The 13,982-nt window shown below is 61.4% G+C and carries 9 protein-coding genes; 8 read left to right on the forward strand and 1 reads right to left on the reverse strand.

The annotated features are described in order from the left end of the window. Positions 1–78 precede the first annotated feature (78 nt). From ACE3TY_RS19950 to ACE3TY_RS19975, 6 genes are all read left to right on the forward strand, one after another. Positions 79–3,177, forward strand: a complete 3,099-nt coding sequence (locus tag ACE3TY_RS19950; RefSeq protein WP_374656284.1) for a phosphoenolpyruvate carboxylase — start codon at positions 79–81, stop codon at positions 3,175–3,177. Between the two features lie 123 nt (positions 3,178–3,300). Continuing rightward, complete coding sequence (locus ACE3TY_RS19955; RefSeq protein WP_374656286.1) at positions 3,301–4,806, forward strand: leucyl aminopeptidase; 1,506 nt, start codon at positions 3,301–3,303, stop codon at positions 4,804–4,806. A gap of 190 nt (positions 4,807–4,996) precedes the next feature. Beyond that, a complete protein-coding gene (locus tag ACE3TY_RS19960) occupies positions 4,997–6,058 on the forward strand; it encodes a putative 2-aminoethylphosphonate ABC transporter substrate-binding protein (protein WP_374656288.1) in 1,062 nt (353 codons plus the stop codon). A gap of 87 nt (positions 6,059–6,145) precedes the next feature. Beyond that, a complete protein-coding gene (locus ACE3TY_RS19965; protein WP_374656290.1) occupies positions 6,146–7,240 on the forward strand; it encodes a putative 2-aminoethylphosphonate ABC transporter ATP-binding protein in 1,095 nt (364 codons plus the stop codon). Further along, positions 7,233–8,945, forward strand: a complete 1,713-nt coding sequence (locus ACE3TY_RS19970) for a putative 2-aminoethylphosphonate ABC transporter permease subunit (protein WP_374656292.1) — start codon at positions 7,233–7,235, stop codon at positions 8,943–8,945. The genes ACE3TY_RS19965 and ACE3TY_RS19970 overlap by 8 nt, the downstream gene beginning before the upstream one ends. A gap of 101 nt (positions 8,946–9,046) precedes the next feature. Then, positions 9,047–10,681 carry a Na/Pi cotransporter family protein gene (locus ACE3TY_RS19975; protein ID WP_374656294.1) on the forward strand — a complete coding sequence of 545 codons (1,635 nt, stop codon included), beginning with the start codon at positions 9,047–9,049 and terminating at the stop codon, positions 10,679–10,681. A 6-nt stretch (positions 10,682–10,687) separates the two neighbouring features. Here ACE3TY_RS19975 and ACE3TY_RS19980 read toward each other — a convergent pair whose 3' ends face one another. Continuing rightward, complete coding sequence (locus ACE3TY_RS19980) at positions 10,688–12,364, reverse strand: DEAD/DEAH box helicase (RefSeq protein WP_374656296.1); 1,677 nt, start codon at positions 12,362–12,364, stop codon at positions 10,688–10,690. A gap of 173 nt (positions 12,365–12,537) precedes the next feature. Between ACE3TY_RS19980 and ACE3TY_RS19985 the strand changes: the two genes are divergently transcribed. Both ACE3TY_RS19985 and ACE3TY_RS19990 read left to right on the forward strand, forming a co-directional pair. Next, a complete protein-coding gene (locus ACE3TY_RS19985; RefSeq protein WP_374656298.1) occupies positions 12,538–13,080 on the forward strand; it encodes a hydrolase in 543 nt (180 codons plus the stop codon). A 29-nt stretch (positions 13,081–13,109) separates the two neighbouring features. Beyond that, positions 13,110–13,565, forward strand: coding sequence for a DUF1489 family protein (locus tag ACE3TY_RS19990; RefSeq protein WP_374656300.1), 456 nt, complete (start codon positions 13,110–13,112; stop codon positions 13,563–13,565). Positions 13,566–13,982: the final 417 nt, after the last annotated feature.

Genomic DNA, 13,982 nt, shown 5'->3' on the forward strand with positions numbered 1-13,982 from the left:
CAAAAGCTCTTTTGCGACTGCGCCGGGCGGGTTAGTCTTATCCATCCGGCGCAGTGATTATTTGATCTGGAGGGGTGGATGAGCACGTCGAAGCGGGCGACGCCGCGGGGTGGTGACGTGGCTGCTTTGCGCGTGAAGACCGCCGCTCATAAGCCGGCCAAGGGATCTGCAATCGAGGCCGGGCTGAAGCCGCTGGAGCGCATGTTCCCGGTCGAGCGCGGCTTCGAGGCCGCCAGGACCGAGCGGGAGCTGAAGGCCGTCTTTGGCGACCTTGCTGGCCTGCGCGAGCGCAATCCCTTCGGCAATTCGGTGAAACTGCTGGCCCTTGAAGTCGGCAAGCGCCTGGAAAGAGGCAAGCTGAGCCTTGGCGCCATCGAAACCTTGATCCAGGAACTCACCGCCGGTGCTTTCGAGCACCGCGCCGATCGGCTGCATTGCTATCTTGGCGAAAGCGATCCCAAGCGCAATGAACAGCGCCTGCGCGAAGCGTTCCAGGCGCTGGCGGCGGGCTCGCGCCGGCCGGGCGGCGGAAAGGGGAAAGGGACCCGCATCCCGTTCCAGGCCTACAAGGCGGCCGTCGAGCGCGAACTGTTCGGCATCGTCATCACCGGCCACCCGACCTTCAGCCAGTCGCACGAAATGGTGCGGTTGCTGGCCGAACTCGGCGTCGGCCGCACGGCGGATGGCGAGAAACTCACCGCGGGACGGCGGCGCAAGATTCTGGCCGATGCACGGGCAGTCGAACATCGACCGCCGGAGAAGCTGGATCTCGGCTACGAATACGACATGTCTGTGGCCGCGATCGCCAACATTCACAGCGCGTTGCGGCGCGCTTATGAGATCGCGTTGGATGTGGCGGCGGAAAACTACCCCCAGGAATGGGAGAAGCTGTCACCGCGCCTGATGACGGTCGCGAGTTGGGTCGGCTACGACCTGGACGGTCGTTCGGACATCAAATGGAGCGATACGCTTTTCACCCGCCTCAAGATCCAGGTGCTGCAGCTGCAGCGCTATGTGAAGGTGGTCGAAGGACTGCGCGCCGGCATTGAGCAGAAGCGCAGCCATGTCGACCTCGTGCATCTCCTCGAATTGCTGGAAAGCCGGCTGGCTCTGGCGATCAAGGAGGCCGAGGACGAAATCGCCGTCTTCCAAGGCGGCAAGAAGGAAGGCGAGGCACCGCTCGCCTGGGCCGAGGAAGTGCGCCGCATCGCCAAGCGCATGCATGATGGGCGCGAACTGCGTCTTATCGATTCCGCGCAGCTATTGGAACTGATCGAGCGCGCCGTCGGTCTTTCGAAGACGCCGGAGCAGCGGCGCAGGCTCATCGTGTTGCGGGCGGAACTGGCCAATCATGGGCTGGGCCTGGCGCACACGCATGTGCGGCTAAATGCCGTTCAAATCCACAATGCGATACGCAAGCTCATCGACATGGAAGCAGCGCCCGACGATCCGGCACATAAGCGCTCCTATATCGCCAAGATTGCCAAGCTCCTGCTCACCGTGAAGCCGGTGCAGATCAACTTCGCCTCGATCCTGGCCGAGCGCACTTCCGCCAAGCGTCTCTTCATGATCGTAGCGAAGATGCTGAAATATATCGACGCCACCGTGCCGGTGCGCTTTCTCATCGCCGAGACGGAGACGCCGCTTACATTGCTGGCGGCACTCTATTTCGCCAAGCTGTTCGGCGTCGATGGCAAGGTCGATATCTCTCCCTTGTTCGAGACGACCAAGGCGTTCGAGCGCGGCATCCGTGTCATCGACGAATGCCTGCAGAATCCGGCCTTTGCCGCCTACGTCCGACAGCGCGGGCGGCTCTGCATCCAGACGGGTTTTTCGGATGCGGGACGGCATCTGGGGCAGACCGTGGCGGCGATCTCGGTCGAATGGCTGCGCCTGAAATTGGCGGAGCTGCTGCGCCAGCGAGGTTTCGACGATGTCGAACTGGTGATTTTTGACACGCATGGCGAGTCGATCGGCCGTGGCGGCCATCCGGAAGATTTCCGGGCCCGGCTCGAATACGTGGCATCGCCAGTCAGCCGGCAGAATTTCGCGCAAGCCGGCATCAGGGTGAAGGAAGAGGCAAGCTTCCAGGGCGGGGACGGCTATCTCTATTTCATCACGCCGGACGTGGCGCTGGCATCCGTCACGCGTATCCTGGAATACATGCTGCCGATCCCGACCGAGGATGTGGAATCCGACCCCGCCTATCGTCATGACGAGGATTACGTGAAGGAGTTCTTCATCACCATCCGTCGTTTCAACGAGGAGGTCATGAACGATCCGGCCTATGCGGCGCTGCTCGATACGTTCGGAGGCACCCTGCTGTTCACCAGCGGCTCGCGTCCCGTCAAACGCGAGCATGAAGGCCTGGCGCAGCGCGTGAACCTGACGCATCCGAAGGAAATGCGCGCCATTCCGCACAATGGCATCCTGCAGCAGCTCGGCATGCTGGCCAACACCGTGGGAGGTGTGGGGCAGGCGATCGCACGCGATCCCGAGCGGTTCCAGCGGCTCTATCAATCCTCGCCCCGCTGCCGGCGACTCCTCGGCATGGTGGACTGGGCGTTGGCCTTCACCGATCTCGAGGCGCTGAAATGCTATGTCGACCTGTTCGATCCGGGCCAGTGGCTGTCGCGTGCCTATCAGGCCAAGGATCCGGCGGCGGCAGTGGAACTCCGGCATGTGGCCGAGCATCTCGAGGGCGACCGGGTCTATGAGAAGTTGGCCAAGATCTACCGCGTCTTCCAGCGCGATATGCTGGACCTGCGCGAGGGCCTGGCACTGGTTGGCCTGCCGCAGGCCAAGATAAGCGACGAGACGCGGATGAACCTGCGCCTGATGCATGGGCTGCGCATCGCGCTCATCATGCGCATCTTCACGCTGACAGCGCATATCCCGGACTTTTCGGACCAGCATAACATCACCCGGCAGCAGCTGGTCTCGAAGATATTCCATCTTGAGATCGACGATGCGATGCGCAAGCTCAACATGATCTTCCCAAAGGTCGAGCAGCTGAAGTTCGAGGGCGATTTCGGCGAGGCGGCAACTTATGTCGGCGATTGGCACCAGACCTATGAGCGCGAGCATCAGGCCGTTTTCGGGCCGATCGCCGGTCTCTACACACTGGTGCGGCGGCTAAGCTCGGGCATTATCCACACGGTCGGTGCGCTGGGCTGAAAAGAGCTGGGCTGAAAAGAGCCGCGGATCCTCGGGAGATGGGCGGATTGTCGGGCGGGCGTGAGTATGATTATGCTCCCTGGCTTGTTTCACGCTCATTTCGCAGTTCCTTGAGGATTTCCTATGAAGATCGAATTCGTTGCCAAGCCGGCAGCAGATGCTGCCGTTCTCGTGGCGTTGATTGCCGAAGGCGGAAAGCTTGGGCCGCACGGCGATGCCCTGGACAAGTCCCTTTCCGGCGCGCTGCGGCGCAGCCTCGCCTTGCCGCGGTTCAAGGGCAAGAAGGGCGAGGTGACGGAGTTGCTCGTGCCTGTCGGCACCAGGGCCCGGCGCGTCATCCTGCTGGGCCTGGGTGCCGCCAAGGAGATTGGCGCCCTGTCCCTGCGGGAAGCGGGTGGGGCGCTCGCAGCACATCTCCTGGCGGAATATGAGGGCGGGGCCACGATCCTGGTCGATCCGGTCAAAGGCAGCGCGCTCGACGAGGCTGCGATAGCCGCCGAACTGGCGCTGGGTTTCGCCTTGCGCAACTATCGCTTCGATCGCTTCCTTACCAAGCCGAAGCAGGACAAGGCGCCGCCGCTCCGGACTCTCGCGCTCGTTGTGACGAAGCCTGCCGCGGCGCAGAAGCTGATGGTACGCCTGCATGCGGTGGCCGGCGGCGTCAGCCTGGCGCGCGACCTCACCAACGAACCGCCGAACGAACTTTATCCGGAGAGCTTCGTTGCCCGTGCCAAGGCGCTGACCAAGCTGGGGATCAAGGTCGAGGCGCTGGATGAAAAGCAGATGGCCAAGCTTGGCCTCAACGCCCTGCTCTCGGTCGGCAAGGGCTCGGCCAATCCCCCGCGCCTGCTGGTCCTGCAGTATAACGGTGCGCCGACCAGAAAAGGCGAGGGACCGCTGGCCTTCGTCGGCAAGGGTGTCTGCTTCGATTCCGGCGGGCTGTGCATCAAGCGTTCCGGCGCCATGTACGACATGAAGGGTGACATGGCTGGCGGTGCCGCTGTCGTCGGCCTGATGCGCGCGCTGGCCGAAAGGAAGGCCAAGGTGAATGCCGTCGGCGTTGTGGGCCTGGTCGAGAACATGCCGTCCGGCACTGCCTTCAAACCGGGCGATATCGTGAAAACCTTGTCTGGCCGCACGATTGAAATGATCGATACGGATGCGGAAGGGCGCCTTGTTCTAATCGATGCGCTCTATTACGCCGCCTCGCGCTTCAAGCCGGCATCGATCGTCGACCTCGCCACTCTCACCTATTCGATCCAGGCGGCCCTTGGCACCGTCTTTGCCGGCATCTTTGCCAGCAATGAGGAATTGGCCGAACAGTTGACCGCGGCGGGGCAGGCCGTGGGCGAACGACTGTGGCGTATGCCGCTCGACAAGGCCTATGACGAGCACCTCGAATCCCGCATTGCCGACATCAAGCATCATGCCGAGGATTCCGAATCGGGCGACGCGCCGCACGCGGCGGCTCTGCTGAGGCAGTTCGTCGACGATCGTCCCTGGGCGCATCTCGACATTGCGGGCCGCGAATTTGCGAGCAAGGACCGGACCACGTGTCCGGCCGGCGGCACCGGTTATGCCGTTCAGTTGCTGGAGCAATTCGTCGCCAAACGGGAAGGCCTGGTTTGATTTTTTTGCGTGTGGGACAGGCGCCATCCCGTGCCTGTTCCACAACTGCATTCATCGAATTTATCTATGTAGGCCATAGGGAAAGCGGCCGATGACTTATATTTGTAACTAAACCATCATCAAAGGTGCGCGGTTCATCGCCACTTTCCTGGCGCCGCGCTTAGGCGGTCGCACACCAGGGAGTTGGGGAATGAAAAACTGGATCTCGCGCCGGCAAATGGCGCTGATGGGGGCAGCCGTTATCGGAACGGCGGTCACATTGTTTGCTGCACCGACGACGACTTTGGCCGACGACGTCGTTCTCAAAGTCTATACCGCGCTCGAAGAAGAGCAGTTGCCGGTCTACAAGGAGGCCTTCGAGAAGGCCAATCCCGGTATCGTCATCGAATGGCAACGTGATTCTACCGGCGTCATCTCGGCGCGCCTGCTGGCCGAGAAGGACAACCGCCAGGCAGATATCGTCTGGGGCCTCGCGGCGACCAGCATGATGGTGCTGGACAAGGAAGGCATGCTGGAGAGCTATCGTCCGGTCGGCTTCGACCAGATCAAGGACGATTTCAAGGATACGCGCAGCGGCTGGCCGACCTGGGTCGGCATGGACGCCTGGGCATCCGCCATCTGCTACAACACGGTCGAAGCCGAAAAGCTGGGCCTGCCCAAGCCGGCCTCCTGGAAGGATCTTCTCGACCCGGTCTATAAGGACCAGATCGTCATGCCCAACCCGGGTTCCTCGGGGACCGGCTTCCTGACCGTTTCGGCCTGGCTGCAGATCTTTGGCGACAAAGGCGGCTGGGACTATATGGGCAAGCTGCACGAGAATATTAAGACCTATCTGCATTCGGGCTCGAAGCCCTGCAAAGCGGTGGGTGCGGGCGAATATCCGGTCGGCATCTCGTTTGCCTATCCGGGCGTCAAGCTGATCAATGACGGTGCGCCGGTCGAAGTCATCCTGCCCAAGGATGGCATCGGTTGGGACATGGAAGCCACGGCGATCATGAAGGGCACCAAGAACCTTGCCGCCGCGCAGAAGCTTGCCGACTTTGCCGCCAGTGCCGAAGCCAACAAGATTTATAATGAAAGCTATCAGGTCCTGGCGCGCAAGGATGTCTCTCCCACTTTGCCGAACAACTATCCGGCCGATGAGGAGAAGTTGATGATCTCGCCGAACAATTTCTATGAAATGGCGGATCGTCGTCAGGCCATCCTCGACGAGTGGCAGAAGAGCTTCGGTTCCAAGGACGCGCCGAAGTAAGCTTTCTCTGCTATTATCGTGTCACATCGGACGGTCCCGCTGCTGCATGCGGCGGGACCGTCCATATGTTTGCAGTGGATCGGTCCGATGACAGCCAGGGCGCCCTACCTTCGCATCGAGCGAGTCAGCAAGAATTTCGGCGAGTTCCAGGCTCTGCGCGACATTTCGCTGGATATCTACCCGGGTGAGTTCGTCTGCTTCCTGGGCCCCTCCGGCTGCGGCAAGACCACTTTGTTGCGGGCAATCGCGGGTCTCGATATCCAGACGTCCGGCCGTATCGTTCAGGACGGCAAGGACATTTCGGCCCTGCCGCCATCGCAGCGTGATTTCGGCATTGTTTTTCAGTCCTATGCTCTCTTTCCCAATCTCAACATCGCTGACAATGTCGGTTACGGCCTGGTCGGTGGAAAGCTGTCGCGCGGCGAAATCAAGAAGCGCGTTGACGACCTGCTGGCGCTGGTCGGACTGACGGGCCAGGACCGGAAATACCCCAGCCAGCTTTCGGGCGGCCAGCAGCAGCGCGTCGCTCTTGCGCGGGCACTTGCCATGTCACCTGGACTGCTGTTGCTGGACGAGCCGCTCTCGGCACTGGATGCACGCGTGCGTCAGCATCTGCGGACCGAGCTCAAGCAATTGCAGCGACGTCTCGGCGTCACGACGATCATGGTGACGCATGACCAGGAAGAGGCGTTGGCGATCGCCGATCGCATCGTCGTCATGAATGAGGGGCGGGTGGAGCAGATCGGCACGCCAATGGACGTCTATCGCCATCCACAGGCGGCCTTCGTTGCGGATTTCGTCGGCCAGATGAATTTCCTGGCGGTTGACGATTTCATCGATTCATCTATCCGTCTGGGCGAAGCTGTATTACAGGTGGCGTCGCAGAAACCGCCGGAGGTTGAACGCGTGACACTTTGCATTCGACCCGAAGACATTCAAGTGCGCGGTGTGCAGCCCGGGCAGGGCAATGCCGTTCTGGCTCGCATCGAGCATATGGAATTTCTGGGCTCCTTCTGCCGCGCCGAACTGCGCCTAACCTGCGGCCGGACACTGCGCGCGGATTTCTCGATCAACGCCATGCGCGATCTGGCATTGGTTCCCGGCCAGGAACTCTGCGTGGCGCTGCCAGCCGATCGAATCCGTTTGTTCCCTGGCTCATCCGAAGCGGCCGACTATGTCTGAACTGGCAATCCCAGCGGACGTGATGGCGACAGTCCGTGTCAGGCCGAAAGTCACGCGTGAAGACTGGCTTGTGCGACTCTGCCTGCTGCTGCTGGGCGCCTATCTGGTCGTCACGCTGGTCTTGCCACTCTACGTTCTGCTGGCAAAAAGCCTGCAGGACAAGGATGGCCAGTTTGTCGGCCTGGCCAACTTCGCCCGCTATTTTGCCGATCCGGCGATGCTGCAGTCTTTCGGCAACACGGTCTATGTGTCGGCCCTCGGCACGATTATCACGCTGACTCTGGCCTTTCTCTATGCCTATGCACTGACACGCACCTGTATTCGCGGGCGCGGTCTCTTTCGCGCCATTGCCCTGGTGCCGCTGTTGGCGCCGTCTCTCTTGCCGGGGCTGGCGCTTGTTTATCTCTTCGGCAATCAGGGCGTCTTCAAGGCTGCCCTGTTCGGTCACGAAATCTATGGACCGATCGGGATTGTCATGGGCGAGGTGTTCTTCGCCTTTCCGCATGCACTCATCATCCTGGTGACGGCATTGTCGGTGGCCGATGCGAGGTTATACGAAGCCGCGGAAGCCTTGCGCGCGCGGCCCTTGCGAATTTTCCTGACCGTAACGCTGCCGGGGTGCCGCTATGGGCTGGTCAGCGCCGGCCTTGTTGTCTTCACCTTGATCTTTACCGATTTCGGCGTGCCCAAAGTGATCGGCGGTTCCTATAACGTGCTGGCGACCGACGTCTATCGCCAGGTTATCGGGCAGTTCAATTTTCAAATGGGCGCGGTGGTGGGCCTGCTGCTTCTCCTGCCGGCCCTCATTTCCTTCGCCGCCGACCGCATCGTTCAGCGCAAACAGGTGGCGCTACTTTCTGCACGCGCAGTTCCCTTGCAGCCCAAGCCGCGACTTCTCATCGACCGGATGTTTTTTTGCGCCGTCACCGTAATGGCTGGCTTTCTGCTTCTGGTTCTGGGCATGGCATTGTTCGGCTCGTTCGCCAAGTTGTGGCCGTATAATCTCAGCCTCACGCTCAAATGGTATGATTTCGGTCGTGTGGGTACCGATGGCTGGGGGCCTTACTTCAACAGTCTGAAGATGGCCGCCGCTGTCTCGGCCATCGGCACGACGATCGTCTTCTGCGGCGCCTATCTGGTGGAGAAGAGCAGGGGAGCTGGCCGCCTCAGAGCAGGGCTTCATCTGCTTGCGATGATTCCTCTTGCGGTGCCGGGGATTGTTCTGGGTCTTGCCTACATCTTCTTCTTCAACGCGCCGGGCAATCCGCTCAATGTCATTTACGGCACGATGGCCATCCTGGTGGTCAATACGATCTGCCATTTCTACACGGTGAGCCACCTTACCGCCGTGACCGCGCTGAAGCAGGTGGATGCCGAGTTCGAATCCGTGGCGGCGTCTCTGAAAGTGCCGCTTTATCGAACCTTCTGGCAGGTGACCGTACCGATCTGCCTGCCCGCAATCCTCGATATCGCCATCTATTATTTCGTCAATGCCATGACGACCGTGTCGGCCGTCATCTTCCTCTATTCGGCCAATACCAAGCTGATGTCGATCAACGCCATCAATACCGACGATGCCGGAAATACGGCGACGGCCTGCGCGATGGGGATGACGATCGTTGTCACCTCGGCGGTGCTCAAAGGGATTCAGACCCTTCTGGCGCGGGGGATCGAGCGGCGCACTCAGGCTTGGCGCAAGCGCTGATTTAACGGTCGGTTCCAGGCAGCCATCGCGCGCCTCCCTTCGCTTATGTTACAGTTTCGTGACATTGCGAGGGGCGGTGTTCCCGAATCGAGGCGATCGGCATGATTTTTCTACTGAACCTGTTTGGCGCGGCGGCCCTGTTGCTTTGGGGATTGCGGATGGTCCGCACGGGCGTCCTGCGCGCCTATGGCGCGCAACTCCGGCAAAATCTCAGCAAGGCGACGAACAACCGTTTCATGGCCTTTCTGTCGGGGCTCGTGATCACGTGCCTGCTGCAATCCTCCAGTGCTACGGCGCTGCTGTCCTCGTCTTTCGCCTCGCGCGGGCTTGTCACGACCGGTGGCGCCCTTGCCGTCATGCTGGGGGCGGATCTCGGCACCAGCCTTGTGGCGCAGGCCTATTCCTTCAAGGTCGGCTGGATCTCCCCGCTGCTGATCGTGATCGGCTGGATCATGTTCAACAAGTTCGAGGATTCGAAGATCCGCGACCTCGGCCGCGCCATCGTTGGCCTCGGCATCGCCCTGCTGGGCCTGCATCTGATCACCGAAGCCGCCGAACCGGTGCGTGATGCGCCGCTGCTGCCGCAAATCCTGCGCTTGATGAGCGATGCGCCGGTCTTTGGCGTTCTGGTGGGAGCCGGGCTCACAGTGCTGTCGACGTCAAGCCTCGCCGTGGTTCTACTCATCGTCAGCTTTATGGCGAAGGATCTGGTGCCGCTCGATCTGGGGCTTGCTCTGGTTTTGGGCGCCAATCTCGGCAGCGCCGTGATGCCTATTCTGGCGACCGCCGGCGAACCGCCCGAGGCGCGGCGCGTTCCGGTCGGAAATCTCATCTTCCGCGTGATCGGCGTGGCGCTGGTGGTGCCCTTCCTCGGCCTCCTGCTGCCCTATCTTGCGACGATGGCGGCGGGAGCGGCACGGCAGGCACTCAATTTCCATGTGGCATTCAACCTGGGGCTGGCGCTGGTCTTCATCTGGCTGACGGGGCCGATTGCGCGCCTTACCGCGCGTCTGCTGCCCGACCAGGCGGCTAACGACGACCCTGGCAAGCCGCGCTATCTTTCGCAGGGGCCGGTCGACCAGCCGACAATTGCACTGGCCAATGCCAGCCGCGAAGCGCTGCGCATGGGCGATCTGGTTGGGCAGATGTTGCGGCAGTCCCTGGCAGCGTTCCGCTCGGACGACCGGCGGCTCATCAAGCAGGTCAGCGATCTCGATTCGCAGATCGACCGCCTCAATGAGGCCATCAAGCTATATCTCACCGGCGTCAGCCGCGAACTGATGGACCCTGCCGACCAGAAGCGCGTGGTCGATCTCATCACCTTCATCACCAATCTTGAGCATATCGGCGATATCGTCGACAAGAACCTGATGGATCTCGCGGCCAAGAAAGTGAAGTACCAGCTGAAATTCTCGCCTGAAGGGACACAGGAACTCGACCATCTGCACGAGCGCCTGACGCATAATCTGGAACTCGCCATGAATGTGTTCATGTCCGGCGACATCAAGCTGGCGCGGCAATTGTTCGAGGAAAAGCAGAAGTTCCGCGAGTTGGAGAAGATCGCGGCCGAGAATCACTTGTCGCGGTTGAGCTCGGGCCGGGTCGAGAGCATTCAGACCAGCAGCCTGCACCTCGACATTCTGCGCGATCTCAAGCGCATCAATTCGCACATGGCTATTGTCGCGCAGCCGATTCTCGAAGCAGCCGGCGAGCTCAGCCCGACGCGCCTGCGCTGATCGAATCTACTTGCCCGGTCGGCGCTCGTTGGCCGGCAGGCGAACCGGGCGACGCAGGAAGGCCGGCAGATGGTCGCCAAAGCCATGGCCGGCGATCATCGCTTCTTCCTCGTGATGTGGCTTGGCATTGGCACGGCGCTGATGACGATTCTCATGCGGCTGCACGGGCACCAGGGGTTTCTGCACCTCGGGTTGAGTAGCCTCAAGAGCCACAGGCAGTGCCGTGCTGGCTTCCAGCAGATCATGCCGATGCAGCGTGTCGGCCGGATGCGGAATGGCGGCGTCGATCACCGCATCGGTGGTGACGGGTGCGTTCGGTTCCTTTCGGCCGGCACGTCGGCGGCGGCGCGATTTGGCCGCGCCGGGCGCTGCCTCGTCCGTTGCGAGGGTTTGGACAGGTGCTGATGGCTCGACGGCAACGGCAAGCGGTGCCGGCTTCTCGTCCACACGCATCGTCTGTGTGCTGCCGCGCTGGCGATCGCGGCCGCGGCCATTGCGAGGCGAAGCTCCACGGCCGCGGCCGCGGCCGCGGCGCCCGTCACCTTCTTCAAACGGCAGGCTCTCGAAGCCTTCAATCGTGATGGCGGGAATTTCCTTGCCGATGAGCTTCACGATCGCGGCGACATGCTTGCCGTCATAAGGCGTCGCGAAGGTGAAGGCGCGGCCTTCGCGGCCGGCGCGGCCAGTGCGGCCGATGCGATGCACATAGTCCTCGGCATGAATTGGCGTGTCGAAATTGAAAACGTGGCTGAGACCGGCGATGTCGATGCCGCGCGCGGCCACGTCGCTGCAGACCATCAGCGAGGCTTCGCCGCGCTTGAACATCTCCAGCGTATCGCTGCGTGCCGATTGCGCCATGTCGCCATGCAGGCGCACGGCTTTGAAACCGTGCTTGGTGAGCGATTTGTAGAGGATGTCTACGTCGACCTTGCGGTTGCAGAAGATCAGCGCATTGCCGACATTCTCGGCGCGGATCAGGCGGCGCAAAGCTTCGCGCTTGTCCATCTCGTCGAGCACGATCATGCCCTGTGTCACCGTTGTCGCCGTGCTGGCCGGCGCCGAGACAGTCACTTCCTTCGGATTCATGAGGAAGGCATCGGCCAGGCGCTTCACTTCCGGCGCCATGGTGGCGGAGAAAAACAGCGTCTGGCGGATCTTCGGCAGCAGACTGACGATGCGCTCGACATCGGGGATGAAGCCCATGTCCAGCATGCGGTCGGCTTCGTCGATCACCAGGATCTTGACATCGATGAGCAGGATCTTGCCGCGCTCGAAAAGATCGAGCAGGCGGCCCGGCGTCGCGATGAGTACGTCGACGCCACTCATCAATTTGGCTTCCTGTTCGGCAAAGCCTTCGCCACCGATGATGAGCGCGTGCTTCAGATTGTGGTATTTGCCGTACTTCTCGAAGTTCTGTGCGACCTGAGCTGCCAGTTCACGCGTCGGTTCGACGATCAGCGAACGGGGCATGCGCGCCTTGGCGCGGCCGTTTGCCAGGATATCGATCATCGGCAAGGTGAAGGAGGCTGTCTTGCCCGTGCCCGTCTGGGCGCAGCCCAGCACGTCGCGGCCCATGAGGACCGTCGGAATCGCTTGCGCCTGGATGGGCGTCGGTTCGGTGTAGCCGGCTTCGGTAACGGCGCGGATAAGCTCGGGGCTGAGCCCCAGATTGGGAAAACCCATGATGTCTCGAAAAATAGGGGGCCGATCAAACAAGCAAAACGGCCGCCCTCGGCTCCCGTGGCGACCGCCGCATTTGTGAGCGGGACTATAGGGAGAACCTGGCTTTTGTCAATCGCAACCGCCCGCTATGCTCGCAGAAATGCCGTCAAATCCGCGTGTTCTGGGAGGTCGGGATGTTGATCGACAGGTATAATTCTCAACTATTGATGGTTGATGTACAGGAGCGCTTGGCGCCGGCAATCGCCGATATCGCCGGGGTGGAGGCACAGATCGCAATTCTGTTGCGGACAGCCCGGGAAATGGCGGTGCCAGTGATCATCTCGGAGCAGTACCGCAAGGGCTTGGGCGGTACGCTGCCCTCGCTGGCCGGCTTGATGCCTGGAGTGCAACCGATTGAGAAGATGGAATTCTCCTGTTTCGCCAATGCGGATTTGCAGGCTGCGCTGTCGGGGAATCCAGGTAATGCGACAATTCTCTGCGGCATTGAAGCGCATGTCTGCGTCCTGCAGACGGCGCTGGAGATGCGAGCTGCCGGACGGTTGGTTTTTGTCGTCGCCGACGCCGTCGGCTCACGCCGTCCGGAGAGCCGGTCGGTCGCCCTGGACCGCATGCGCATGGCGGGCATTGACGTGGTGACAACCGAGATGGTGTTGTTCGAATGGCTGCGCAGTGCTGCGGCGCCCGAATTCAAGCCGGTCTCGCAGTTGATTCGCTGACCCTTCAACATCGCGACTTCTCGGTCATCATGACGGTCCATCTGGTCAAGCTCTGCGTTGGCGTCGACAGCATCGCCGAGTTGGTGCGCTATCGCGAAGAACTCCAGCGCAAGCGCCGCGCTTCGAAAAAGCCACTCGAAGACCAGCATTGGACGCGCTCGTTTCCGCGCCGGGCGGATGAGGTGCTGGATGGCGGCTCGCTCTATTGGGTCATTCGCGGCCGGATCTGCGCCCGCCACCGCATCCTGCGCCTGGACGAGGTCGAGGACGAGCAGGGCAAGCCTTATTGCGCCATCGTTTATGATCCAACCGTGATTGTGACTGAAGTCCGGCCACGGCGGGCCTTTCAGGGCTGGCGCTATCTGGAGGCCGACGATGCGCCACCCGATCTGGCGGATCAGCGGACCGCACTCAACCAGGCCATGGTGGAAGAGAGCCTGCCGGAAGGGCTGAGGGAGGAGCTGCGCTCGCTGGGGCTGCTTTAGGCGGCCCCAAATCGCCCGCAGGGGGCGTTTTTGCCTTTTTTCGAAGGGGACGAAATTTTTGTGCTTGCAACTCCCGATCCGACTCGCCTATAAGCCGGCCACCGAACGGGGCCGACTGGTTCGTCGGTTTCCGGTTCGAACCGGCGGCTGAAACGCCCCGGCGAGATCTTGGTGGAGCAGGTGGGGGCTAAGGCCTCAGATCACTTGTAACGCCATCCCGGCATCGCTATATTGCACGGCTTCACCGGCCGAGTCTGGCTGGTGGGTTTCCGTGTGTGACCGCGGGGCCAAGCTATTTGACATTGTGATTATTCGAAGAAGGGATACGCGGGCGGCGGGTCTTTGGGCATGTTGCTTGAGGATTTTAGTGAGCCGTTTTGCGTGTTTCTGATGGAGACCTTGGTCTATTTGGTGGCT

The sequence above is a fragment of the Dongia sp. genome (genome assembly GCF_041918875.1).
Lineage (GTDB): Bacteria > Pseudomonadota > Alphaproteobacteria > Dongiales > Dongiaceae > Dongia.

What these genes read in the sequence shown, in the direction of transcription:
- ACE3TY_RS19955 (WP_374656286.1), top strand. Translation starts at nt 3,301, where the DNA reads ATGAAGATCGAATTCGTTGCCAAGCCGGCAGCAGATGCTGCCGTTCTC.
- ACE3TY_RS19990 (WP_374656300.1), top strand. Translation starts at nt 13,110, where the DNA reads ATGACGGTCCATCTGGTCAAGCTCTGCGTTGGCGTCGACAGCATCGCC.
- ACE3TY_RS19985 (WP_374656298.1), top strand. Translation starts at nt 12,538, where the DNA reads ATGTTGATCGACAGGTATAATTCTCAACTATTGATGGTTGATGTACAG.
- ACE3TY_RS19950 (WP_374656284.1), top strand. Translation starts at nt 79, where the DNA reads ATGAGCACGTCGAAGCGGGCGACGCCGCGGGGTGGTGACGTGGCTGCT.
- ACE3TY_RS19975 (WP_374656294.1), top strand. Translation starts at nt 9,047, where the DNA reads ATGATTTTTCTACTGAACCTGTTTGGCGCGGCGGCCCTGTTGCTTTGG.
- ACE3TY_RS19960 (WP_374656288.1), top strand. Translation starts at nt 4,997, where the DNA reads ATGAAAAACTGGATCTCGCGCCGGCAAATGGCGCTGATGGGGGCAGCC.
- ACE3TY_RS19980 (WP_374656296.1), bottom strand. Translation starts at nt 12,364, where the DNA reads ATGGGTTTTCCCAATCTGGGGCTCAGCCCCGAGCTTATCCGCGCCGTT.
- ACE3TY_RS19965 (WP_374656290.1), top strand. Translation starts at nt 6,146, where the DNA reads ATGACAGCCAGGGCGCCCTACCTTCGCATCGAGCGAGTCAGCAAGAAT.
- ACE3TY_RS19970 (WP_374656292.1), top strand. Translation starts at nt 7,233, where the DNA reads ATGTCTGAACTGGCAATCCCAGCGGACGTGATGGCGACAGTCCGTGTC.